We start from the raw sequence: 21,097 nt of genomic DNA, 5'->3' as shown, positions 1-21,097 counted from the left end.
TGAGTTGTCCTATATCAAATAAGTTTTGAGTCCTTTTACAAAATCAGCTTTTCCGCCATTTGCAGGATGCCTTATACATTTTATGGTTTCAAATTCTGGAAATGTTTCAAGACTTTCTTTTGCTTTTTTCCCAACAGCAATTACATTAGTTGGTTCAATATTAAACAATTGTAAAATATCTTTTAGTACATCTTTACCAAAAACTAATTCTTCTTTGTTAGGAGTTCTGTTAGATTTAGTTTTTTCCTTTTGATATGGGTGGAAAGGAAATGCATTCCAAATAAGAGGAAAGATTCCAATTTCATTTAAACAGTTCCACACAATTGTTGCAGAAGCTTCAGATTGTGGTTTATTGTCATTTCTAACTTTATATCCATTTTCTAGTCCAAAGAAATTATTGTCCCGTAAGATACGTTCAGAAACAAATGGTATTCCACTCCATCTACAGCCGTTATATCCAGGTGCTTCTCCAATCAAGAGATACTTTGGCTTTATATCTTTCATTTTATTTAAATATAACCTCAGATTATTAAAGGTATTCTCATTTCCTTCAACATTTCTGGAATATATGTTTTCAACAGGTTGTGTAAAAGAAAAATCACAATCCCTTAATTTGTTTATAAAATTATCTATGCATTTTTCGTCCATATATTTCCTCATCTTCCGGTGTAAGTTTTTTATTAACAATAGGAGAATATCCGCCTGCAAATTGAGCATCCTTAATACCTCTGCATAAACGGAAGCCTCTTTTTTCTTCAGGATCAGAATTAGTTTTCTCTAATTTGCAAATACCTTTTTCCAAGTCAGAATCATCACTTGCACGTACTATTATTTTGCTTTCACCGGTAAGCCATTCACCATCTTCGTTAGTCCATTCCCATCCTTCTCTTTGAATCATATCTCCATATAATCCAAAAATAGGCAGTTTTGCTTCATCTTTAGTCGGGAGCCTCCAGCCATTATTCTCATATCTGCATTCAAAGTCTTTTCCTGTAATATCAAAATTAATAGCAGATATAGGCTCACCATTTAAATAATAACAGGGTTCTAAATTATGTTTTTTGCTTAAATCATTACAAAATTGAGCTGCAAAAGCCCATTTTACACGTATTGGATTTTTAGCTTCTTCGGTTGTATATTCTTCATCGTATAAACCACAATAAACATCTGTCATTGTAAGAAAGTTTTCAATGTGAAAAGCTGCAAAATCTTCTGATAATAATGGAATCATAATTTCCCCCCTTTATTCTTTATATAATTATTATAGCATGAAAATCTATATCATTGATGATACGGAGTTGATTTTTTTATAATTTTATTTCAGAATTAAAATATGAATATTTTTAAGATTCTTTCGTCTTATGATGGAAGTATAAAAGAACCAAATATCTCTTCATTTCTTGCATATCTTCTAGATTTTAACGAAGACCATGGTCTTTCAGATTTATTATTAAAATCAATTTTATTGGATTTTAAGGAAGTGAATCAAAACTTCTTTAATAAAATAAAACTTGCTGATTTAACTCAGTATGATGTAAAAATTAATCCTGAATATTCAGTTTTCTTAGGCAATAAAAGACGCGATATCGATATTGTAATTGAATTTTACGATGAAGATAAAACTGAACCTATTTATTCTCTTTGTATTGAAAATAAAATAACCGACAATTCGATACAGAAAAACGATAATCAATTAAAGGAAGAATTAGAAGGCTTACAAAAAGAGTATCATGAAAATGAATGGAAAACTGAAATCTATTTCTGTTTCTTGACATTAGAAGATTCAAATAAATCAGAACAAGAATTTAATACATTCAATTATGAGAAGAAAATACATTTATTCTGGAAAGGTGAAAAATCTATACAAAGAAAAGTTTTACAGATATTAGATCAAGAGCGCATAGGTGAAATTGATCCTATTTCAGAAGATTCAAAATTCCTTATAAAATCATTTCTAGCATTTATAAAGACTGATTTTAAAAGTGCCTTGGAAGAAAAGTCAGACCGTGAGGAAAGAAAAAATTATGGAAAGCCAACACGCGAACACTTCATTGATTTTATTCAAGCTTATGAATTTAATAAAGATTATGAAAAATCAGAAATAAGAAAATCATTTACAAAATATATAAAAGATAAATGCAATGAAGATATAAACCAGAGTCAATTATCATGTTTGTTATATGAAATCACTGTTAATGAAAAAAATCGTATTCATTACAATGTCAAAGAAGATAATTGCGAATCAAGGAATATTCTTTATTATCCTGATATGGCAAATAAGAAAATAGTTCGTCGTTATTCAAAAGATTTAAAAGATATTGAAGTTTTTACAAAGTAGAAGCAAAGGTTTACTAATATGGATGAGTCAGAATTTTTAAGCATAATTGATAGTCAACTTACAAAAGATTTTACTCAAAAATTCGGTGGCTATTTTATTATTGATTATTGTGAAGGTTGTGTATATTGCTTTGAAAATGATGTTTACGAAATATCAGATAAGTTTGAAGAACTAATGAATAAAAGTATAGCTACAGGAAAAAATCTCTTATTCTCACTAAAAAAAATAAATGTAAAATCAATTAAAAAATAGGTTTTTATTATGTATTATGATAAATCAATCAGCAGAGAACGCAATAACCGTATAAATAAAATAATCCGCCTCATCCAGAAGGCAGAAATTAAGAATGAAATAATAAATAAAACAACTCTTCAAAAAGAAGGCATTGGAAGTTCAGCAACTCTTGGACGCGAACTTTCTAAAATTAGTGGCGAACATATTATTACATTTGATAAGCACAAACTTACATTCCGAATGGATAATAACTGGAAGTCTGCAGAACATATCAAAATTGATTCATTATTAGATTATGGTTCGCTTGGAATTATGAAATCACTTTTGGAGCAATATCAGAATACACCACTATATAAAACTGTTATTGATAAGATTGAAGAGCTTGCTGAAATGCCTATTGAAGATTTTTCTCGCATTGCAGTTCCACCCAAGCCAGAATACAACAAAGAGGATCAGAAAAAGTTTTCAAAGATTTTTGATTATATGTCACAAAATCTTAAAATTCAGTTTTATTACAAAGGCCGCTGGCATGGTGATGAAAGAAAAAATCGTGTTGTTCGACCGTATCAGCTTTTACTCGATAATGGCACCTGTTATCTTTACGGCTATGATGAAGAAAAGCAAGATGACCGTCTTTTTATTCTTAGACGTATGGAAGAAATCCGATTGAAAAATAACGAAAGTTTTGATTTACCAGCAGTTTATGAGTTTTCACTTAAACACGGTTTTAGCAAATTCGGTGCTTATACTTTCAAAAACCCGGTAAAATATAAAATTGAGTTTTACGGTAATACACAAATATGGATTAGTGAAAATAAATGGGCAGAAGACCAGGTATTAGAAGCTTCTGAAAATAAAACAACACTTACATTTACATCAAGCCAGGATGATAAGATTCTTGAATGGATATTATCCTGCGGATCTGATGCAAAGCCGATTGAGCCAGAGGTGTTTGTTCAACGCTGGAAAGATAAAATCCGTGAAATGTCAAAATTGGCAGAAATCTAATTGTAACAATTCCAAAAATGTTTTCTTAATGAATCATATTGTTCAATAATTGGGTTACAATAGCGGTGTTCTAAATCTACAGTTTTTACTTTGTCATATTTATTTGAAAGTGCAATCTGTTCTTCTAATGTTGGCAATGGTATAAGAAGTTTTGAAAGACTGCCTTTTGATAAAAGATATTTCTTACTTGTAATATTTAGTTCTTTAAAAACTTTATCAGATGGTAGGAATTCCAAAAATGCTTTTAGATAAAGTGGAAAAATCTTAGTTGTGTCAGGACGAATAATCAAAGAAGCACCGCTTGGAACTACCACAATTTTTGTGTCTTTTACGAGTGCAGCAATTTTCTTGCCATTAGAGTACATCTTTCTAAGAATTACAACATCATTCTTCTGTAGTCCATACAAGTCTTCTATTTCTTCTCTTGTAGAAGATTTCCATATTTTAGACCTTACAGAGAGTCCTTGATTTATTGTGGCAATTTCCTTAAGCGGAACAAAAGGTATTTTATCTTTCATGTATTTTTGTTGGGCTATGCATACAACCTGTACCAGTTGATAAACTTCCACACCAGCGGCATTTATTTCCACCAGAACCATGATAATGTTTTTTTGTTGGGCTATGCATACATCCACTACCATAAGAAGCTAAACCACAAAAAACACAGTGTTTTTCATCGTCAATGTGTTCATGTTTTTTAGTTGGACTTTTCATACATCCACTACCGTAACTTGTAGAACCACAATATTTACATTTTGAAGCCATAGCTTATTCCTCCTAGTAACTATATATTACTATGAATAAGTATATCATGTATGATACAGACTTCAAAAAAAAATTATTTCTCACTTGTAATCAGCTTCCAAACTCTCTCCGATGTCCAACTCTCACGCCCTTTGCTATCGGGGAGGGCCTCTTGCACTAAGCTATCTCCATTCTAGTTTCACAGCCAGCCCGCACCAGAGCCTCTGTCCATTTGTAATAACACGCTTAAAACCTTTCTCACTCATTCTCATACCAAGCCATTTCTGGCTCATCACACGCTCATTGTTTTTGCTGCACCATTTGATATAAGTCTGATAAAGAAGATTTGTAGGAAGTCGCCACTGTAAAGACGCATCCAGCTCCAGGCAGTCAGTCACGAAAGTTCCTACGCTATCCATATCCATTCTGTATTCTTCGTTTGCTTCTCTTACTGCAGCTGGTTCTTCAAGTCCTTCTTTCTTCCACATCGCATAGCCTTTCAAAAGCCAGTTCAGGATTCCGGAGTTTTCTGCAATCAATTTTTCAGTCAGGTTCTTATCTCTCTGCTCAGGAGGAATAGTCACTGTAAAAGGAATCATTTTAATACGACGCCAGATACCGTTATCAGCTCCTCGGATTTTCGGCTTATGATTTGTTGCCATAAAAATCTTAAAGGTCGGCTTAAAAGAAAAATATTCGCCATACAAGAACCTAGCAGTAAGAGCATCTTCACCGGTAACCATTTTGATAAGGCTTTCGCTAATCTGGCGGCCCTGTTCAATTTCACTTGTGGTAACAAGCCTCATTCCTTTAAGTCGGGCAATATCGTTACTCTGTTCAGAGTTCTTTTTCATAAAGGTTTCAATGCCTGTGCTTAAAGCATAATCTCCAAAGAGCTCAAGCATTACATTTAAGAAAGTTGATTTACCATTGGCACCTGTTCCCCACAAAATAAAAAGACACTGTTCGCTTACATCGCCGCTCAAAGCGTAACCCATAGCTTTTTGAATAAAGCGGATAAGTTGCAAATCCTTATTGAATATCTGCATTAAAAAAAGATTCCAGGTAGGACACTCTGCATCCTTTTCATAAATAAAGCGGCTCTTCTTCGTAATCAGATTTTTAATATTCGGCTCTTTCGCTTTTCCGGTTTTCAAATTCAGCGTGAGCCCCTCAACATTAAAAAGATAGATATCAGTATCAAGTTCTTTTTCAATAACCTTGATAGAAGGCTGCATTTTCAAAAGTCCTACGATTGCCTGAATACGGCGGAAACTTTCACTCTTAATAAGATGCTTTTCAAAATCGGCTTTAAGAATGCGGTCATTTATAAAACGCATAATTCTGTACATCTGATGAATGAAAATCGGAATACGCTCCTGCACAAAACCGCGGGCATCAATTTCCCAGTTAGTTCCGTTCCAAACAAGAAACTTATCCCAGGTAATACAGTAGCGGATAGTGTCCTCATAAGCCCTCAGAAAATAAAGCGTATTCGTAAGGTCGGTAAACTGCATTTCACCGCTTACGTATTTATTCGCCTTCATTTCAAGACCGATTTCTTCGAGGACTGCTTTTTCATTTTTAGAAAAATCTATTTCACTCATCTATCATTCCGTTTTCTTTCAAAAGTCTGTACATCTGAATCAGCTTAAACTGAAGCTGCCCATAGCCATCCAGCACACCATATTCCCCGGTCTTTTTATCAATTTCATCCATATGCTCATAAATCAAAATTAAAGAACGAGGATAATCAACAAAGCGTTCCAAAGTAAACCAGGCCGCAAACTTTTCAGCTTCTTCGCTTGGCTTCATATCTGGAAAGATTTTAAACTTTTTATAAATATCTACATCATCACGAAGCGTCAGATAAAACTCTTTCGCCTCATTCCAGCAGTCCATTGGAATGTAATCCTGTGACACCTTTATATTTCTTTTCATAAGCTGCCAGCCTCGTGAACAAAAACTTTCACAGCTCTTCCGGCTGCAGTCCTGTCATCATCAAAAACAACTTCCGGCCAGATGATCCACCAGCCTTTAAGGTCAATGTCATTTTCATCTACAACGTCGTAAAAGATAATTCCGTTCTCAACATCTTTTACAACCGCAGGAAAGTTCACCACATTTCCATCAGGCTTCCTCGCCCAGATAGAAACAGTCTCATACCCCGAAAGGTCGCATTTAGTATCAATAAGAATTCTTAATTTTGATTTCGCTCTGAAAAGCCATTTCATATACGACACTCCAGTTCAATCTCTGTCGCAATCGGACAGAATAAAGTCATCACATTATTAGCCTCACGGATTTTGCCACGCAGCCAATCCCATAAACTCATGACTGTTTGAACGGCTCTAAAAAATAAGCGTGACGCAAACGGCAACGCAGATATAGATACACCATCTGCAGTGTCACGAAATGCAATTTGTTTTCTTATTACTTCAGTTTCTATATCAGGTTGAAGTTCTAATAATCTTTTCCAACTCAATTTTTTTCCAGAAGAATCAATTAGAATAATTTCATCTTCACTATTTCGAAAAAGAAGTCTCTTATAATCTTTCAAAGCTATAGGCTCAAAGGCATCATTAAACTGACGTGTCATAAAATGCTTTCGACTCAAAAGAGTAGTCATGCTTTTTGTTTCAGACAAAAGCCTAGTAAAATACATCCGCTTCGCAAAACTGTCAGAAACTCCAAGCCTATGATTTCCGGCATTTCTTATATGCAGCTGATGTTTTTCTGCAGTTCCAGTTATAGCTTTGATTTCACTAAGAATCTTTTTCAAAACAGATTTTCTGTTCACAGCAGAATTCACATTTATGACAGCCTGTTCGTTTACAGCGTAATTATAATTATCTGGCGTAACATCATGAAAAGTTATATAGAAGCTCGGGTAATCGTTTATCTGTCGCCTGCTTACATAACAGTCTTCAAGATATCCTCCGGTTAAAACATCATAAACATCATCATCTTCAAACTCTGAATAATCCCACAGAATGTCGTAAGGTGTTACCGGTATTCCTCCACTAACTGAATTATCCCAGACAAAAACAGGAATTGGAGAATAAATACCAAAGTAAAGTGGATTTTCATATGTTTGTCCATTTTTTGTATATCTTCCCCAAATATATTCATCAACATGTAGCGTTACATGAATCCATCCTGAATCGCGGCCGACCAGAGAAATCTTGTCATGGTCATAAGTTATTATTCCCCACCATTTACCGATAGGTCCCCAACGAGTATCATCATTGCTTGCTGCAACAAAAGGGAGAATGTAAAAATAATCAGGGTCATAACAATAATTCCAGAAATCCGAAGTAGTCGGTTTGCGATAGTAATAATAAAACTCTATCGCAAGTTCTCCGTCATCCCTCTGGTCATAGGGTGGAAAAAACTCATAAACAAAAATGTAGTCTTCTTCATAAAGCTCTACATCCGCAGTTTTTCCACCAAGACCTTGTTTCCAGATATAATTGCTTTTAAGATAATTAGTTCCTATATGCTGATTACCCGCTATGGTGGTTCCCATATTAAGCTCCGCTTACAGTAATCTGCCAGTCAATCTGAAGGCTGTCTGCAGAAGTCACGTTTACGCTCGGAGTAATCTGAGCATAAGCCAGGCACTTAGCTGCAGCTGTATTTCCGTTCATCAAAGCAACTTCGTTAATTCCGTTTGCATTCAAATCACCTGCAGCAAAGCTTGTGCGGTAAAGAACAACATTCTGTCCGGAAGAACCAAAAGCAGCTTGAGTTTTTGGATAAGTAGAATCAAGTTTTTTAAAAGAACCAGTAGGAGTGTTTACTCCTGTGTTGTTCTTTGGAGTGCTTCCAGTCCAACCGGTTCCAACACGCATATAGCCGTTGGTGGCATCAACTTTGTCCTGAGTCGGATTCGAAATCAAAAGATCCGCAATCATTCCATCACCCTGATTAGTGATAGTGTTGTGATGACGGAAAATCATTGGGCGTTCTTTCAGCTTAAAAAGATTACGCCAGAATCCATTCTTAAAATACTTTACATGACCATTACAGTCGCGAACCGTAACAGTAACCAAGCCTCTAACTTTTCCTTTACTTGAAATCATTTACATACTCCCATAATAAGTCCAAACACCAGCGACGTAACAATCACGCCGCCGGTTCCACCAATCAAAGCACCATAAAAGAACTGGGCCTTCTTTTTCTGGGCTTCTTCCTTTAATCGTTTATTTTCTGCTTCCAACGAAAGCTTTTGTTTTTCAAGTTCATCCGCTCTTTCTTTTTCATAAGCAAGCTCACCGCCAACTTCAATTAAAGCAGCTTTTACAGCTTCTTGAGCAGTACGCTCAATTTCTTCTTCTGCAATTTCCATAACTTCCTCAATTGTCAGCTCGCTTGCAACGTTGTCGGAATCTTTCTTTTCCGTCGTTGATTGCGTCGCAGACTGAGCCATAAGATTCTGCAAGCTCACGAGCATCAGCACGCTCAATACGAGCAACCGTTTCCTCCCGTTTAGCCGCAGCCTTAGCATTGATTTCATCAATATCCTCCTTCGCAGTGGTTGAACCTGTCGAAACCACCTGTCTTTCTTTCACAAAGAGAACCGTGAATATCGCCACAAACACAGCCCCCAGCCAAATAAAGATTTTCTTAATCACTACCCAAATTTTCTTCATCCGTTTCCTTCCTTGAAAACTTAAAGTCCTTAAACTTCTGAATCTCTCTTCCGGCAATTACCGTAAGAGCCACAGTCAGCCATTCAGCACCACCAAGTACACCGCAGCAAAGAAGTACAGTCGCAACAATAAAGATTACAAACTTCACGCTCAAAAGCTTTTCAACCAGTCTTTGAAATCGAAAACTAATCATCCGCGAACTCCGTCAATTGCATTTCGAATCTGCTCAAACTGATAATCAGCTCCAAACAAATCAACATTGTCGTCACTCGCTTTCTGCAAAGCTTCACGGTCTAAGCCTCTTACAATAATTCTGTAATCATTAGCCTGGTAATAAGGCTTCATATCAGAAAGCGAACGAAGTTCTGAATAAGGTTCCACACAGTTTAGAACAACATCACGGCCACAAACTCCAGCAACATGGCAGATTTCATTTTCCTTATAAAGTCTTGCTCCAAGCTTTCTGTCATAAAGCGTCATAAAGAAGGCTGCCTGAATATCATTCTTTTCCGGATTCTTCTTTGTAAAATATTTCTTAAACAAAGCATCTGCCGTAACACGAATTGCACAGCCAGTCGCAAGCAAGAGGGCAAGACAAACCGAGCCAGAACAGTCCGAGCTTATAAGATTTTCCTTTCCGCTTTCATAACGAAGAAACTGCATGCGGCCAAGAAAGTAGCGGTAGCGTTCTGCCTCGCTAAGTCCTTCTACAATTTCTTTTTCAGCTTCAAGCATCAGCCTCATTCTTAAATTATTATTGTTATCCATCACATCCCCCGAACAATTAAAGTAATCACCGTAATCGCCACATTAAAGCAGGAAATCACACAGGCAATCACCGCCATATTCCTTCCGGCTTTTCCGTTGTCCGCCTTAATATGCTCTTCAAGCCGCCTCGCCGTTGCACAAACATTTGGATTAAACTGGCAGGCAGTGGACCTGTTATCCAAACAATCCATCCTTTTTTCAACAGCATTCTTAAACTCTTTCATTTCAGCTCTGAATCCAGAAAGCTCAACCTGTAAGCCGTTCATAGACTCAACCAGCAATTCAATTTTTTCTATAACGCACCTCCCTTAAACTCGCGTAACCCAAATCTCAGATGTGTAAGGCCGCTGGCGGCCGTTGTTCTATAGCAAAGCGTTAAAAAAATTGCGAAAGCAATTTTTAGCTTTACCACCTCTAAACTCTTGTTACCCATAATTCACTACTAAAAGCCTCTTCCTTTTTATATCTGAAAGTAAGCTCGTCAATTCTCACTTTCTTATAGTTGCTTGTACCCTTAAGCCTCATATCCATAAAAGCACCAACACGAGCATGAATAAGAGGAATATAAGTTGTAAGGTAATAAGCGCCTTTGCAGTTCACACATTCATTAAGAAAATCTTTTGCACGTCTCTGGCAGAAAGGCTCAGCCTCAAATAAATCATCACTCAAATATTTAGAAGTAATGTTTCTTACAATCTGCCCATGAGCCGCAATCTCATCATCATCTTTTACAAATACGCTGTAGTTAGTTTCACTAATGATTGCACGTCCTGTGATAGCAGCTTTACGAACTCCAATAAGATTTCCATCGCGGCCCAGCTGCACAATCGCACGGTCTTTATAAGTAGTCGTGTCGTACTGAATCACAACAGGCTTGTCCTCGCCGGTAACTTCCATCGCCTCTAAGAAGTCCTGTTCACTGTCTATCGAATCCGCATAAACAACGTTGCGTGTTTTTCCTTCCTCATTCTTTGCTGTGTAAATAGCCTCGTAATCGTTGTCAGAAATTATCTTCCTTGAATCATCAGTAAAAGGATAATAAGGCTGCATATTCTCGTCGTACCACACAGGTGCATCCGAATAAGACCAGAGTTCCTGGCGTTCCGTCTGAACATAACGTGTATATTTAAGACGTACATTATTTGCATACTTATCGCGGTTATTAAAAAAGCGGAAATGTGTAATCTCATTTTCATTAAGACTAAAGCAGGCTTCTTCGCTGTACTCATTCTGTAAATCATAAGGGCTTTCAATAAAGCTCAGAGTCAAATCCTTACCACATTCCACAATAGCGTTATAAGCCTTAGCCAGAGAACAAAGCTCCTTCCAGGCAGAGCCTGCAACAACAACATAAGGAATATCAAAATTAAGAGTTCCGCAGTTTATCTCGTTAGCACCAATTCCACCGCGAGCCGCAATAATATGAACAAGAGAATTTTCTGGATGCGTTCTGTCACAAACAATTGAGTGAACAACTACCTGAGCATCAGTCCAGTTTCTCTGCAGCTTTGTATCATCAAGTTTCTTAGAAAGATCTATCAGCCTTATCTTGCAAGTCATATCTGTATGGCCAGTCATCTGAAGCTGAAAGCCGTCATCATCCACAAACATATGAAAGCGGAAGAAAGTATTAGTTCTCTCGCCAAAGCAATACCATATCTGAACACCAAGCCCAGGACAAAACTCGTTATTGGAAAATACATCGTAAATATCTCTTGAGTTATCCAGAAGGATTTCACCCATATTTACAATGCCGCCGTCTTCGTTTTTATAAGAAGTCATCACACATTCAAGAATGTCAGAGTCGCGGATATAAAGGTCTCCGCTACTAAGTTCAAAAACAACTCTTACAAAGGGGCGACTATCTGTATTTTTGATTGCGTTCTCAACCTCTGGCGGAACTTCATAAAACTTCATACTCAGAGTTTAAGCCCACACCCCGTTTCCTATGTGTTAATTTGTACTACCTAATAGTTAACGCTAAATTACAATCTGAAGATTCTGTTCTGCGTTTCTGATATTTAAAACCATAATACCAGTCACCTTAAAAAGCTGATTACAAAGCACAGTGTCCGCGCAGTTTATATCACACAAATCAGAAATCGGCACCAGGTCATAAAGGTCCAGCCAGATTCCTTCTTTCATATCAATCCAGATTGTAAGCTTTTCAATTTTAGAAGAGAGGGGATAGCATTCTTCCGAGAGTGGAAAATAAAGTTTAAGAGTAATCCTGGCATCGCTTTTATAATCAGCAGCAAGCTCAAAGCGGTAAACTAAAGGCAGCGATTCTAAATCTGCAATAACGAAGTGACCGTCAAAAAAGAAAGTTCTCTGCTTCTGCCAGGAAAGGTCAGGAACATTCATAGACCAGTTTTCTGTAAAAGATTCTTCCGAATTTTTTACATCAACTCTAAGCTTAAAAGCTTCGCCATTTATACCGCGTAGCTCAAAGGCCCGGAAGTTCACATTCCTGTAAATGATTTTTTCAAAGCCGCGGTCAGCATAAAGGTCAAAGCTTTCGTTGTCATAAAAAAACAAAAGGAACAGGCACTGTATCACAGAATAATCCAGCCGCGTAATAAAGCAGCCTTCAATTTCCTTATGAGTGATAACAGTTTTCTCTCTGTTCCTTTTACCGATACATTCAGGCAGCACGTAGCCTTTCGACGTTAATCTTACAGTTTCCTCGCTGTATGGTAATGGAGTTAATTCACCGTCTCTTGAAACAGTCAGTGTGCAGTCTCTACCTTGAATTCTCATGAGATTATTCTAAGGGTAGATGTCGTTTCCTATGGGTTAATTATGGTTAACTAGTGGGAATAATTATTGTAGGGTAATTATTGTAGGAATCCTTGTTTGACAGTAATAATTTACGGATTTATAATTACCGTATTCAAGGAAAAACTCTATGGATTACATCCTTGCATTTTTATTGGCATTATTAATCTTTCTCGTAAAAGCAGCACCTCTTTGGATAGTCATTGCAATTATTATTTATATCATAAAACAACCAAGTGACAAGAAAGAAAACAAGCCAGATTTCACATTCGAAATGGATGGCAAAACATATGATGCATACGAAGTAGAAGATGATGATACATTTAATAATGCTGCAATCTGGGATGACTAATAAAAGGGCGAAACTTCAAATAATATCAAAGTCCTGTCTAAGACCTTTGCATTCAGGATAATGCTTGCAATATACCATTTCATAAAAGCCTACAACATCAAATAATTCAACTGCGGTAGATTCCTTATACAAAAATTCTCTACCACATTTCTTACAACGAACTTTAGTTTCTAATGTTGTTCCAGCTGGCATGAACTGTAAATCATAAGTTAGAGTCTTGATCTTTTCTTGTTCATCTAGGATTTTTGGTCCATGCATGTATTTTTCCTTATATTCTTGTTTTACTTGTAAATAATTATAATACCAAATAATAGTATTTTGAATACGGCAAAACTGAGATTTTATGATATAATAAAACAGTCGGTTCAAATCCGGATAACTTCATTATGAAATACTATTATTTACAAATCAAAGAAGGCAGAGATGATTATTTTGACTGTGTAGATAAATGGATTAGTCAGAATAATTTTGCAGCAATATTTTCTCTTGACACCATTGAAGATTTCCTTTCTGACAAGAAAGGCTTGTCTAAAGATTCTCAAAGATTTGTAAAAACGTTTTATGATGATACCGAAGAATCACTTATTGTTTCTATCGGTGCAAAAATTATTGATAATAAAAAGCAAGATTTTATTTACATTTATAAAAAAGAAGGACCTTTGAAAAACTTAAAAGGTCCTTCAGCAAAATATAAAGTTGATCCACTACATTACAATAACAATCCTGATGATGTTATAGGTTTTCAAATCCAGTTATTATATGAACAGCCAATTGTAAAAGTTCCTTTGGTTTTAGCTACAATAAAGTCTAATCAAAATCTTTCACGAGGTACATTCAAGGAACTTTGGAAGAAGCCATCTAAAGATGATAAGAATAGTACATTTAATTCCTATTTTGGAAATAGAAAAGCAATAGATTATCTAGTTGAGAACAGAAAAGTTGCAGTAGAAAACTTTGAACAATATCTAGAATGCCTTTCATCCATTGAGTTTGAAACTCTTATAGCAAAACTAAAAGAAGAACAAGGCTTTTTTGTGCCAGCATATAAAGGTGGCAGTTTCAAAGATTATGATATTCTTTGTAAAAAAGGAAATAAAGAAGAATACATTCAGGTAAAATTAAATTTATCAAAAGATACTTTCAAAGACTATAAAGATATTAAAGATCTGAATATTTACTGTGTTCATTCTGAAATTGATAAAACACTGTATCCAAACATTTTTGATTATCAGACTATTCAACAGCTTCTAAACAAATGTCCAAATACAAAAAAATGGCTGGAACATTCTTTGAGTTGGGTAAGAATTAAGGAAAAATAAATGGCAAAGAAAATCCGTTATAGTGAACCATTAGCCGAGTTATGGGATAGTTATAATAAAATCAATAAAAAGACTCCTATTTCTCATAAAGAGTTTATTCATCAATGGATTCATCGAGATATGATAAGTCCATTTCATGTGAATTTTACACAGGCTCATATTTTTATCGGTGATATGTTTTATGCAGATTCTATTAAAAAATTCTTGCATCTGTATTTCGTTGATAGTTCTCTTCGAGATTTCTTAATGGATATGCCAATAAAAGATTCTAAAGGCCTTACTGATTATATAATTGAAAATGGCGAAGTTGATAAAGCTGGGGCTATTTCCCTAATGGGAACAATTCCTGATGAAAACAGTAAAATATCAAATTTCTGTTTTGGAATTCATATTCCTTATGAAAACAAATATCGGGGTTATGCTTTTAGTTTTACATATGATTTTAATTCAAAGCAACTTTTGTTTGCCTTTGCAGTCGAAGATGGTTGCAGTTACATAACGTTAGACCATTATGAAGATCTTTGTAAGAAAAATACTCCAGATGCAGAAAAGACATTAAAATATCTGCGTCTTGCAATTAATACAATTATTTATATGCATACTTTCCCTGATTGCGTAGTAGATGGAACCCCAGATGAAGTGAAAAATGAATATTCAAAGAAACTTACAATTTCAGAGAAAGTCTTGGAGGCTCAGAGTTCAGATTCAAGTAAGTCTGTAAGACCACATTTCCGAAGAGGTTTCTTCAAACGTCTAACATCAGATTTTTACACCAAAAAGAAAGGTCAAACTGTTTTTGTAAGTCCAACTATGGTTAATGGTGTTGCAAAAACAGTTTATACTTCTGATAAATTGGAAGAATTTTGTGAATAAAAATTCTATTTCAACAGAAATTCTAATATTATATTAGAGGTAACTATGAAAAAAGAATATTTATTTCATTACACATCTTTAGACAAATGTAAATCTATTATTAATTCTCACGAGCTATGGTTCAATAAAATATCTCAAACTAATGATCCATATGAGAACAAAAAATTTGATTTTTTTGAAAAATCTGAATTGGCAGATATAGGGTTAGATGAATTAGATTACAATTCTGATGAAGTTGATGAACAAGCATGGTTCTTTCAATATCTAACACAAACAAAAAATAGAATGGTAAAATCATTTTCCTTTTCTTCTGGTGAATATGTTGATTTTTCTGTTAATAATCGCCCTGGTTATTTCTTACCAAGAATGTGGGCACAGTATGGAGAAAATTCAAAAGGTGCTTGCTTGGTATTTAATAAAAATAAATTACTTACTAAATTAAAATCCGATTTAGAACCTAGATACTACTTTTTTGCAGAAAATGTTGATTATAAAGATATTACAGATAAAGCTTATTCAAGTCATATGAGAAAAATAATTATAAGTCGTAATAAAAAGATATTCGGTCATGGTCGATGTAAAAACGAACAGAAAGTTCGTGACAATTTATGTGAGAATATTCGTGATTACTATTATACAAAAGATATAGATTGGCAAGGTGAAAATGAGTTTCGAATCATTATCATAAACAAAAAAGGTAATTCTAATACAGAAATTGAAAAAGTCAAAATTGACTTAGCAGATACTTTAGAATGCGTAATTCTGGGTGAAAATTTAGGATTTAATTACACAGATTCTGATTATTATGAAATTAATAAAAATGATATTTATAAAATGAAGAAATTCTGCGAAGAGCGTAACATAGATATAAAAATGCTAAAAAGAGATATCTACCGAAGTACTTATCTGATTGAGGATTTATTTGTGAAACCAGTTGTAGATGATTCTCAACCTTTTTTTGATGGCTGGGAATAATATAATGATTTATCTTTCTTCAAGAGTTTTGGCAGTACCATTTACAATAGTTTCATGCACAAACACAATCTGTCCTTTTTTATTCTTATAAAAATCGCTGCTTAATCGCTTGAAGTAACCGCGGCGGAAGTGAGGTATTACAAGCCCACCTTCAGAACGTTCTCCAGCTTCAACAACTTTTTCAGAAGTATTCAAATAATGATTATTCTGAGTTTTAATATCATGAGGAGCACCATCAACAAGACATTCTGGGAAGCAGTAAATATATGAGATAAGATTTAATGCAATCTTTGTGATTTCATTAATTTCTGAATCTGTATAAACAATAGATTTTTTATCTTCAATCTCATTGCTTGAAATGTGGTATTGTTCCATTCCATGATTTACAAAAATGCGAAGCTCGTTTGAAATATCGTAAAGAGAGTATGCAAAAACAAAGCCCTGTGATTTTTTAGGAATGTGCAGACAGATTCCAAAGTTGATTCCGGTTGTAAGATTTTCAAGAAGATCATCATTATTCAAAACAACACTTGAACCATTATCTTTGATATAAGTTTTGATACCTTCAAGGTCACGGATTTCTACTGCTTTGAAGAAATCCATCAAGTTTTCATCTTTAAGATAAATGTGTGTAAGTTCGTGATTTAAGTCTCTCAGGAAAAGCTGGCAGCAGGTAGCATCATCCATACTAGAAACAAAGTTTTTTATAAACCACTGGCGGAACATTTCTGGTGTTTCTGAATTAGGTTTACCGTCTGGTGAGTTTTCTTTACAGAACTTTCTGTAAGCATCGTAGAAGAGTCCAAATGTTTTGCCGTATTGAATGTGTTTACTCATCTTATTTTTTTATCTCTTTTTTTATTAATTCTATAAGTTCATTAAGACATTTTGTATATTCATCCATATATGATAAATCACCAGTCTCATCAATATTGGGAATTTTAATATTTAAGCAAGCTATATTAGTAATGTCATATAAATCATTAAGTTTTTGCTGAATCGTATTTGAAGTATATAAAATAGCCTTTGTTTTGTAACATGCTAAAATCGTTCTTTTTTCAAACCATTTATGAGTATAATAATCAATTTGTTCCTGTCTTGTATTTGTCTGATTTGATGAGAAATATTCAATTGGAAGTTTTGATAACAGTTCATCAAAAAAATCAGAACACTTTTCTTCATAATTGGCTTTTTTTTCATGGCGATAATTATATGACTGAACTAAAATGGATGTTATTATAGTTAATAATCCACCAAGAAGGATAGAAAGCAAAGTTGTAAAAAAAGAAGAATTGATATCCATTGCACTATTTCCCATCGTTATGCAGAAATAGTCTTTGGTTCTTCTGATTTCTTTTCTTCTTCAATCATTTTCATAACCATAGGTTTTATGAATTCTGCAACTGCGTGAAATAACGGAACTACAACAGAGTTTCCAAACTGTTTATATGCTCTTGTATCAGAAACTGGAATAATATAATCATCAGGGTAGCCCATTAATCTTGCACATTCTCTTGGGGTCAATCTTCTTGGATTCTTATTTTCGCCCTGGTAAATTAAGATTTCAGAGCCGTCTTTGTAATATCTTGCAGAAAGAGTTCTTGCAATGTCATCAGGTTTTACTAAGCCATATCCAAAACCGTTGCCCATAGAACGATGTTTCTGAGCATAAGCCTGCAGGTATGCCCAGAGATTATCTGTCAGTGTATATTTATCAAGAACTTTATTGTTTTCAAAGTCAAAGTATTTATCACCATCTTGAATTAATCTTGGTTCAGTACCATCTGTTTTGTGTAAAATGCTAGAGAGCTTAACTTCTCCTTTTGTTGGTAACTCCATATCCTGTAATTTGAAATCAACTTTGTCTCTAAAACCAACAATTACAATACGTTCTCTGTGTTGAGGTACCCAATACTGTCCATCAAAAATATGATAATCACATGTATATCCAAGTTCTTTAGTTAGGGTTTCCCAGATAACTTCGAAAGTTCTTCCTTTGTCATGTGATTTTAAATTCTTTACATTTTCAAGCACAAATGCTTTTGGTTTCTTTTCTTGAATAATGCGTGCAACATCAAAAAATAAAGTACCTTGTGTTTTATCTTCGAAACCTGTAGGTCTTCCTAAGGATTTCTTTTTAGAAACTCCAGCAATTGAGAATGGCTGACATGGAAAGCCTGCTAACAAAATGTCATGATCAGGAATATCAGCAGCATTTACTTTTGTAATATCGCCATTGATGGCATGTTCTGAAGGATAATTATTACTATATGTCTTCTGTGCATATTCATCCCATTCTGATGTATAAAGACATTTTCCGCCAGCCTGTTCAAATCCTTTTCTAATTCCACCTATTCCGGCAAATAAATCAATAAAAGTGAAATCACCTGTCTTTTCATCATTTTCTTTTGCGGAAATCTTTCGAGTAAGCATATTAAACAATCTATCAGCAACAAAACTTTTTGGTTCAACAGTTCCATTAATCCAACGGTGTATTGTACTTTGATTTACCTGAAATTCAGTCGCAATATCAGCAATAGAATATAATTGTGTAACACGTGAAAGAAGTTCAGATACTGAACCCTGATAGAAAGTTTCTTGCATATTTTCCCCCTCCCAAATGTTATGGGATTTATAATTGCATTATGCAATAATTATTCCCCATTGTCAATAAAATAATACTTTTCCTTTTATTTTCCGATATTCATTTTATAGGATAAAAATAATGGGATTTTCAACTTATAAAGAACTTGGTGATTATTTTATAAAATTGGGGGCAACTTATGCATTATTCAAAATGTTGTCCGAAAATGATAATTCAAAACAGCAAATCTATTTAGGCGGAAGCTTTAATGTTTTACAGCAATTGCCGTTTGGTGAAATCAAAGAATATGTAGATATAGCAAAACCAAACTATAAAGCTCCAATGGATTTTTATTGGATAAATGATTCCCTTGATTATGCGAAAGCTCCTAATACTCAATTAATTCTTTATCCAAAATATCCGGAAGTACGATTGTCTGGCTTTTTAAGTGAATGTGATACTGCACCAAGCAAAGATTTGCAGCCAATCCCAAAAGAAGCTCGCGGAGAAAGTAATCAAAAAGATGGTAGAGTTCTTATTCTTGGAATTTGTCCAGATAAAAAAGTCTATGCATATTTAGCAACCAAAAATTCTACACTTGCAAAAGATATTGAACAATCCTTATATAGTAATATTCCAGAAAAAGATAGAAAAGTCTTAAATCAGTTTCCATTAAAATCCAATGATATTGCAGACAAAGATTCATTAATACTTATGTTACGTGATTTAGTAAATAAAGATTGGATTCAATCTGTAAGAATGTATGCTGATGGTAGTACACGCCCTTATAATGCTTCTAATGGTGGCGGTTATACAATGGAAGCTCATTTCGGTATTATTCCAAATGGTGAAGCAGCTCCTGATTATAAAGGATGGGAATTAAAATCTCATAGTAAAACAAGAATAACTTTGATGACACCGGAGCCAGATAAAGGACTTTATCACGAAATAGGTGCTAAAGAATTTGCAATAAGATATGGACATTATACAAAAAAAGAAAATGAACGATATTTTACAGGCCCATTCCAGGTTAATAAACCATGCAAAGTTTCTGATTTGAAAATGGTACTGTCAGGCTTTAATTTGAAAACTCAAAAAATTGATGATGCTGCAGGTGGTATAATGCTTATTAATCAAAGTGAAGAACCTGTTGCAATATGGTCATTCTCATCTTTACTACAGCATTGGTGCAATAAACATCATCATGCTTGTTATGTTCGTTATCAATCTAAAGTCGATTCGGATAAAAATAGATTTTATAAATACAGTCCAATCGTACATCTTGGAGAAGGAACAGATTTCGCAAAATTCCTGAATGCAATGGTTAATGGTTATGTTCAGTATGATCCGGGTATAAAGGTAATCTTTGACGAAAATGGTGAAAGCAAAGCTAAGCCACGTAGTCAATTTAGAACAACTTTGAAAAAACTGGAAACTCTATATGATTCATTTGAAAAGGTAGATATTTTCAAAGATATTTAGAAAACAATTCTTATAAAGATTTTATTTGCTGAAATATTTACTATTTTACATTCCAGCCAGTTTTCATTATCGCTTAAAGTTTTTTCAATGGCTTCAAGGTATCGGCATAGCAAAATGATTCTATTTTCTGTGTGAGACTGAAGTTTAATTTCAAGACTTATAGAAAAGACCGTATTTTCAATAATGCGGTCTTTTTCAGAATAATCAGTTTCTTCTATATTGAATATGAATGAAGGAGCATTGATACAGTTTTCATCCAATGTTGTATTTTCAAAAGCCTTTAGAATAATTCCGTCATAGTGTTCTTTATTGATTTTCTCAATGTATTCCGGAAGCTTGTTGATAAGGAGATTTTCTAATTCTTGGTAAACTGGTTCAAAGTTTTTCATTACAGTGTCTTTCTTCTATATAGATTGATTATGTTCTGAATATCCTGTGGGATTTCAAAAGAATAATCATCTTCGTGATTCTGAGTTTTAATAAACTCTTTTTTTTTCAAGAGAAACAGTTTAATGATTACTTCTTTCAAATCTGCGGGGAAGTCTTCTGGTGTAAAGCCTGCATTGTAATTCAAAAACAAAACATGATCTTCGTATTCTGTAGAGAGGAGGAAGATTTCTCTTCCATTTATGATGCAGTTTGGAACACGTTCTTTTGTGTTCATATCTATGATGTTTATCATCTCGGTGATGTTGTCATTATCTGTGTAAACTTTATGATCTTTTACTGTCTGGATTTCATTGTAGTTTTTATCTTCTAAAGAATAACCGAGCTTCTTTTCAAGAGTTGTCATAACTGAATTAAAAAGTAATTCGTCTGTTATGAGTTCTGTATCTTTAAGCTCTAAGATTTTCTGTAATTCTTCAAATGGGAATGGATGCATAGTCTCTCCAATTGGAAAAGCAGGGCTCAGGAAAGTATAACCTCCGTTCAGTCAAATACAAGGCCAAGCCGCTGTCGCGGTGCTGCGCAGCCTTGCATTTGCCT

29 protein-coding genes are annotated in these 21,097 nt (G+C 34.5%); 8 read left to right on the top strand and 21 right to left on the bottom strand.

The window, feature by feature from the left end; all coding sequences use genetic code 11:
• Positions 1-9: 9 nt before the first annotated feature.
• Positions 10-648 (bottom strand): uracil-DNA glycosylase, encoded by a 639-nt coding sequence (locus tag G626_RS15610; protein ID WP_022931932.1) that lies wholly within the window; start codon positions 646-648, stop codon positions 10-12.
• Positions 626-1,231, bottom strand: coding sequence for a hypothetical protein (locus G626_RS0106245; protein ID WP_022931931.1), 606 nt, complete (start codon positions 1,229-1,231; stop codon positions 626-628). The genes G626_RS15610 and G626_RS0106245 overlap by 23 nt, the downstream gene beginning before the upstream one ends.
• A 102-nt stretch (positions 1,232-1,333) precedes the next feature.
• Between G626_RS0106245 and G626_RS0106240 the strand changes: the two genes are divergently transcribed.
• The 3 genes from G626_RS0106240 to G626_RS15605 are packed head-to-tail and all read left to right on the top strand — an operon-like array spanning position 1,334 to position 3,580.
• Positions 1,334-2,338 carry a PD-(D/E)XK nuclease family protein gene (locus tag G626_RS0106240; RefSeq protein ID WP_022931930.1) on the top strand — a complete coding sequence of 335 codons (1,005 nt, stop codon included), beginning with the start codon at positions 1,334-1,336 and terminating at the stop codon, positions 2,336-2,338.
• An 18-nt stretch (positions 2,339-2,356) separates the two neighbouring features.
• Positions 2,357-2,590 carry a hypothetical protein gene (locus G626_RS0106235; protein ID WP_022931929.1) on the top strand — a complete coding sequence of 78 codons (234 nt, stop codon included), beginning with the start codon at positions 2,357-2,359 and terminating at the stop codon, positions 2,588-2,590.
• Positions 2,591-2,599: 9 nt separating this feature from the next.
• A complete protein-coding gene (locus tag G626_RS15605) occupies positions 2,600-3,580 on the top strand; it encodes a WYL domain-containing protein (RefSeq protein ID WP_022931928.1) in 981 nt (326 codons plus the stop codon).
• On the opposite strand, the gene G626_RS0106225 is transcribed toward G626_RS15605, so the two are convergent.
• The 13 genes from G626_RS0106225 to G626_RS0106165 form a co-directional block, all read right to left on the bottom strand.
• Positions 3,577-4,221, bottom strand: coding sequence for a restriction endonuclease subunit S domain-containing protein (locus G626_RS0106225; protein WP_022931927.1), 645 nt, complete (start codon positions 4,219-4,221; stop codon positions 3,577-3,579). The two genes, G626_RS15605 and G626_RS0106225, sit on opposite strands and share 4 nt — an antisense overlap.
• A gap of 285 nt (positions 4,222-4,506) precedes the next feature.
• On the bottom strand, positions 4,507-5,931 hold the full coding sequence (locus tag G626_RS0106220; RefSeq protein ID WP_022931926.1) for a DNA primase family protein: 1,425 nt from the start codon (positions 5,929-5,931) through the stop codon (positions 4,507-4,509).
• Positions 5,924-6,265, bottom strand: coding sequence for a hypothetical protein (locus tag G626_RS0106215; RefSeq protein WP_022931925.1), 342 nt, complete (start codon positions 6,263-6,265; stop codon positions 5,924-5,926). The genes G626_RS0106220 and G626_RS0106215 overlap by 8 nt, the downstream gene beginning before the upstream one ends.
• A complete protein-coding gene (locus G626_RS0106210; protein WP_022931924.1) occupies positions 6,262-6,558 on the bottom strand; it encodes a hypothetical protein in 297 nt (98 codons plus the stop codon). Before G626_RS0106210 ends, G626_RS0106215 begins: the two co-directional genes overlap by 4 nt.
• Complete coding sequence (locus G626_RS0106205) at positions 6,555-7,853, bottom strand: hypothetical protein (RefSeq protein ID WP_022931923.1); 1,299 nt, start codon at positions 7,851-7,853, stop codon at positions 6,555-6,557. Before G626_RS0106205 ends, G626_RS0106210 begins: the two co-directional genes overlap by 4 nt.
• A 1-nt stretch (position 7,854) precedes the next feature.
• Positions 7,855-8,409 carry a hypothetical protein gene (locus G626_RS0106200; RefSeq protein WP_022931922.1) on the bottom strand — a complete coding sequence of 185 codons (555 nt, stop codon included), beginning with the start codon at positions 8,407-8,409 and terminating at the stop codon, positions 7,855-7,857.
• On the bottom strand, positions 8,406-8,675 hold the full coding sequence (locus tag G626_RS0106195; protein WP_022931921.1) for a hypothetical protein: 270 nt from the start codon (positions 8,673-8,675) through the stop codon (positions 8,406-8,408). Before G626_RS0106195 ends, G626_RS0106200 begins: the two co-directional genes overlap by 4 nt.
• 7 nt (positions 8,676-8,682) lie before the next feature.
• Positions 8,683-8,979 (bottom strand): hypothetical protein, encoded by a 297-nt coding sequence (locus G626_RS0106190; RefSeq protein WP_022931920.1) that lies wholly within the window; start codon positions 8,977-8,979, stop codon positions 8,683-8,685.
• Positions 8,954-9,172: a hypothetical protein gene (locus G626_RS0106185; protein ID WP_022931919.1), complete on the bottom strand. Its 219-nt coding sequence runs from the start codon at positions 9,170-9,172 to the stop codon at positions 8,954-8,956. Before G626_RS0106185 ends, G626_RS0106190 begins: the two co-directional genes overlap by 26 nt.
• Positions 9,169-9,747, bottom strand: a complete 579-nt coding sequence (locus tag G626_RS15600) for a hypothetical protein (protein WP_022931918.1) — start codon at positions 9,745-9,747, stop codon at positions 9,169-9,171. Before G626_RS15600 ends, G626_RS0106185 begins: the two co-directional genes overlap by 4 nt.
• Positions 9,747-10,013 carry a hypothetical protein gene (locus G626_RS0106175; protein ID WP_027727009.1) on the bottom strand — a complete coding sequence of 89 codons (267 nt, stop codon included), beginning with the start codon at positions 10,011-10,013 and terminating at the stop codon, positions 9,747-9,749. Before G626_RS0106175 ends, G626_RS15600 begins: the two co-directional genes overlap by 1 nt.
• Positions 10,014-10,161: 148 nt before the next feature.
• Complete coding sequence (locus G626_RS0106170; RefSeq protein WP_022931916.1) at positions 10,162-11,664, bottom strand: hypothetical protein; 1,503 nt, start codon at positions 11,662-11,664, stop codon at positions 10,162-10,164.
• Positions 11,665-11,727: 63 nt separating this feature from the next.
• Complete coding sequence (locus tag G626_RS0106165; protein WP_156003201.1) at positions 11,728-12,507, bottom strand: hypothetical protein; 780 nt, start codon at positions 12,505-12,507, stop codon at positions 11,728-11,730.
• 148 nt (positions 12,508-12,655) lie between these two features.
• On the opposite strand from G626_RS0106165, the gene G626_RS0106160 reads away from it, so the two are divergent.
• Positions 12,656-12,877: a hypothetical protein gene (locus G626_RS0106160; protein ID WP_022931914.1), complete on the top strand. Its 222-nt coding sequence runs from the start codon at positions 12,656-12,658 to the stop codon at positions 12,875-12,877.
• Between the two features lie 15 nt (positions 12,878-12,892).
• Here the strand turns inward: G626_RS0106160 and G626_RS0106155 are convergent, their stop codons facing one another.
• The gene (locus G626_RS0106155; RefSeq protein ID WP_022931913.1) at positions 12,893-13,135 is read right to left on the bottom strand and encodes a hypothetical protein; all 243 of its coding nucleotides are present in this window, start codon (positions 13,133-13,135) and stop codon (positions 12,893-12,895) included.
• Positions 13,136-13,263: 128 nt separating this feature from the next.
• Between G626_RS0106155 and G626_RS0106150 the strand changes: the two genes are divergently transcribed.
• From G626_RS0106150 to G626_RS0106140, 3 genes are read left to right on the top strand one after another with little or no spacing between them, the layout of a single operon-like run.
• Positions 13,264-14,196: a hypothetical protein gene (locus tag G626_RS0106150; protein ID WP_022931912.1), complete on the top strand. Its 933-nt coding sequence runs from the start codon at positions 13,264-13,266 to the stop codon at positions 14,194-14,196.
• Positions 14,197-15,069 (top strand): hypothetical protein, encoded by an 873-nt coding sequence (locus G626_RS0106145; protein WP_022931911.1) that lies wholly within the window; start codon positions 14,197-14,199, stop codon positions 15,067-15,069.
• Positions 15,070-15,114: 45 nt separating this feature from the next.
• Positions 15,115-16,044, top strand: a complete 930-nt coding sequence (locus tag G626_RS0106140) for a DUF2971 domain-containing protein (RefSeq protein ID WP_022931910.1) — start codon at positions 15,115-15,117, stop codon at positions 16,042-16,044.
• Between the two features lie 9 nt (positions 16,045-16,053).
• Here the strand turns inward: G626_RS0106140 and G626_RS0106135 are convergent, their stop codons facing one another.
• From G626_RS0106135 to dcm, 3 genes are read right to left on the bottom strand one after another with little or no spacing between them, the layout of a single operon-like run.
• Complete coding sequence (locus G626_RS0106135; protein ID WP_022931909.1) at positions 16,054-16,881, bottom strand: hypothetical protein; 828 nt, start codon at positions 16,879-16,881, stop codon at positions 16,054-16,056.
• A gap of 1 nt (position 16,882) precedes the next feature.
• Entirely contained in the window at positions 16,883-17,347 is a 465-nt protein-coding gene (locus tag G626_RS0106130; protein ID WP_156003198.1) for a hypothetical protein, read from the bottom strand.
• Positions 17,348-17,364: 17 nt separating this feature from the next.
• Complete coding sequence (dcm, locus tag G626_RS0106125) at positions 17,365-18,648, bottom strand: DNA (cytosine-5-)-methyltransferase (protein ID WP_022931907.1); 1,284 nt, start codon at positions 18,646-18,648, stop codon at positions 17,365-17,367.
• Between the two features lie 121 nt (positions 18,649-18,769).
• Here dcm and G626_RS0106120 point away from each other — a divergent pair, with 121 nt between their 5' ends.
• Positions 18,770-20,110, top strand: a complete 1,341-nt coding sequence (locus G626_RS0106120; RefSeq protein ID WP_022931906.1) for an MvaI/BcnI family restriction endonuclease — start codon at positions 18,770-18,772, stop codon at positions 20,108-20,110.
• Here G626_RS0106120 and G626_RS0106115 read toward each other — a convergent pair.
• Positions 20,107-20,499 (bottom strand): hypothetical protein, encoded by a 393-nt coding sequence (locus G626_RS0106115; protein WP_022931905.1) that lies wholly within the window; start codon positions 20,497-20,499, stop codon positions 20,107-20,109. The genes G626_RS0106120 and G626_RS0106115 overlap by 4 nt on opposite strands.
• Positions 20,499-20,993: a hypothetical protein gene (locus G626_RS0106110; RefSeq protein WP_022931904.1), complete on the bottom strand. Its 495-nt coding sequence runs from the start codon at positions 20,991-20,993 to the stop codon at positions 20,499-20,501. Before G626_RS0106110 ends, G626_RS0106115 begins: the two co-directional genes overlap by 1 nt.
• Between the last annotated feature and the right edge of the window lie 104 nt (positions 20,994-21,097).

Source organism: Treponema bryantii NK4A124 (genome assembly GCF_000421345.1).
In the GTDB taxonomy this organism is placed as follows: Bacteria; Spirochaetota; Spirochaetia; order Treponematales; family Treponemataceae; genus Treponema_D; species Treponema_D bryantii_B.
This window is presented reverse-complemented; position numbering and strand designations above follow the sequence as displayed.

Coding starts and splice junctions, on each gene's coding strand:
- G626_RS0106185 (WP_022931919.1), bottom strand. CDS start 9,172: ATGATTAGTTTTCGATTTCAAAGACTGGTTGAAAAGCTTTTGAGCGTG.
- G626_RS0106155 (WP_022931913.1), bottom strand. CDS start 13,135: ATGCATGGACCAAAAATCCTAGATGAACAAGAAAAGATCAAGACTCTA.
- G626_RS0106160 (WP_022931914.1), top strand. CDS start 12,656: ATGGATTACATCCTTGCATTTTTATTGGCATTATTAATCTTTCTCGTA.
- G626_RS0106140 (WP_022931910.1), top strand. CDS start 15,115: ATGAAAAAAGAATATTTATTTCATTACACATCTTTAGACAAATGTAAA.
- G626_RS0106145 (WP_022931911.1), top strand. CDS start 14,197: ATGGCAAAGAAAATCCGTTATAGTGAACCATTAGCCGAGTTATGGGAT.
- G626_RS0106225 (WP_022931927.1), bottom strand. CDS start 4,221: ATGGTAGTGGATGTATGCATAGCCCAACAAAAAAACATTATCATGGTT.
- G626_RS0106200 (WP_022931922.1), bottom strand. CDS start 8,409: ATGATTTCAAGTAAAGGAAAAGTTAGAGGCTTGGTTACTGTTACGGTT.
- G626_RS0106150 (WP_022931912.1), top strand. CDS start 13,264: ATGAAATACTATTATTTACAAATCAAAGAAGGCAGAGATGATTATTTT.
- G626_RS0106190 (WP_022931920.1), bottom strand. CDS start 8,979: ATGAAGAAAATTTGGGTAGTGATTAAGAAAATCTTTATTTGGCTGGGG.
- dcm (WP_022931907.1), bottom strand. CDS start 18,648: ATGCAAGAAACTTTCTATCAGGGTTCAGTATCTGAACTTCTTTCACGT.
- G626_RS0106175 (WP_027727009.1), bottom strand. CDS start 10,013: ATGAACGGCTTACAGGTTGAGCTTTCTGGATTCAGAGCTGAAATGAAA.
- G626_RS0106215 (WP_022931925.1), bottom strand. CDS start 6,265: ATGAAAAGAAATATAAAGGTGTCACAGGATTACATTCCAATGGACTGC.
- G626_RS0106110 (WP_022931904.1), bottom strand. CDS start 20,993: ATGCATCCATTCCCATTTGAAGAATTACAGAAAATCTTAGAGCTTAAA.
- G626_RS15605 (WP_022931928.1), top strand. CDS start 2,600: ATGTATTATGATAAATCAATCAGCAGAGAACGCAATAACCGTATAAAT.
- G626_RS0106220 (WP_022931926.1), bottom strand. CDS start 5,931: ATGAGTGAAATAGATTTTTCTAAAAATGAAAAAGCAGTCCTCGAAGAA.
- G626_RS0106195 (WP_022931921.1), bottom strand. CDS start 8,675: ATGGAAATTGCAGAAGAAGAAATTGAGCGTACTGCTCAAGAAGCTGTA.
- G626_RS0106130 (WP_156003198.1), bottom strand. CDS start 17,347: ATGGATATCAATTCTTCTTTTTTTACAACTTTGCTTTCTATCCTTCTT.
- G626_RS0106240 (WP_022931930.1), top strand. CDS start 1,334: ATGAATATTTTTAAGATTCTTTCGTCTTATGATGGAAGTATAAAAGAA.
- G626_RS0106235 (WP_022931929.1), top strand. CDS start 2,357: ATGGATGAGTCAGAATTTTTAAGCATAATTGATAGTCAACTTACAAAA.
- G626_RS15610 (WP_022931932.1), bottom strand. CDS start 648: ATGGACGAAAAATGCATAGATAATTTTATAAACAAATTAAGGGATTGT.
- G626_RS0106165 (WP_156003201.1), bottom strand. CDS start 12,507: ATGAGAATTCAAGGTAGAGACTGCACACTGACTGTTTCAAGAGACGGT.
- G626_RS0106205 (WP_022931923.1), bottom strand. CDS start 7,853: ATGGGAACCACCATAGCGGGTAATCAGCATATAGGAACTAATTATCTT.
- G626_RS15600 (WP_022931918.1), bottom strand. CDS start 9,747: ATGGATAACAATAATAATTTAAGAATGAGGCTGATGCTTGAAGCTGAA.
- G626_RS0106135 (WP_022931909.1), bottom strand. CDS start 16,881: ATGAGTAAACACATTCAATACGGCAAAACATTTGGACTCTTCTACGAT.
- G626_RS0106170 (WP_022931916.1), bottom strand. CDS start 11,664: ATGAAGTTTTATGAAGTTCCGCCAGAGGTTGAGAACGCAATCAAAAAT.
- G626_RS0106245 (WP_022931931.1), bottom strand. CDS start 1,231: ATGATTCCATTATTATCAGAAGATTTTGCAGCTTTTCACATTGAAAAC.
- G626_RS0106210 (WP_022931924.1), bottom strand. CDS start 6,558: ATGAAATGGCTTTTCAGAGCGAAATCAAAATTAAGAATTCTTATTGAT.
- G626_RS0106120 (WP_022931906.1), top strand. CDS start 18,770: ATGGGATTTTCAACTTATAAAGAACTTGGTGATTATTTTATAAAATTG.
- G626_RS0106115 (WP_022931905.1), bottom strand. CDS start 20,499: ATGAAAAACTTTGAACCAGTTTACCAAGAATTAGAAAATCTCCTTATC.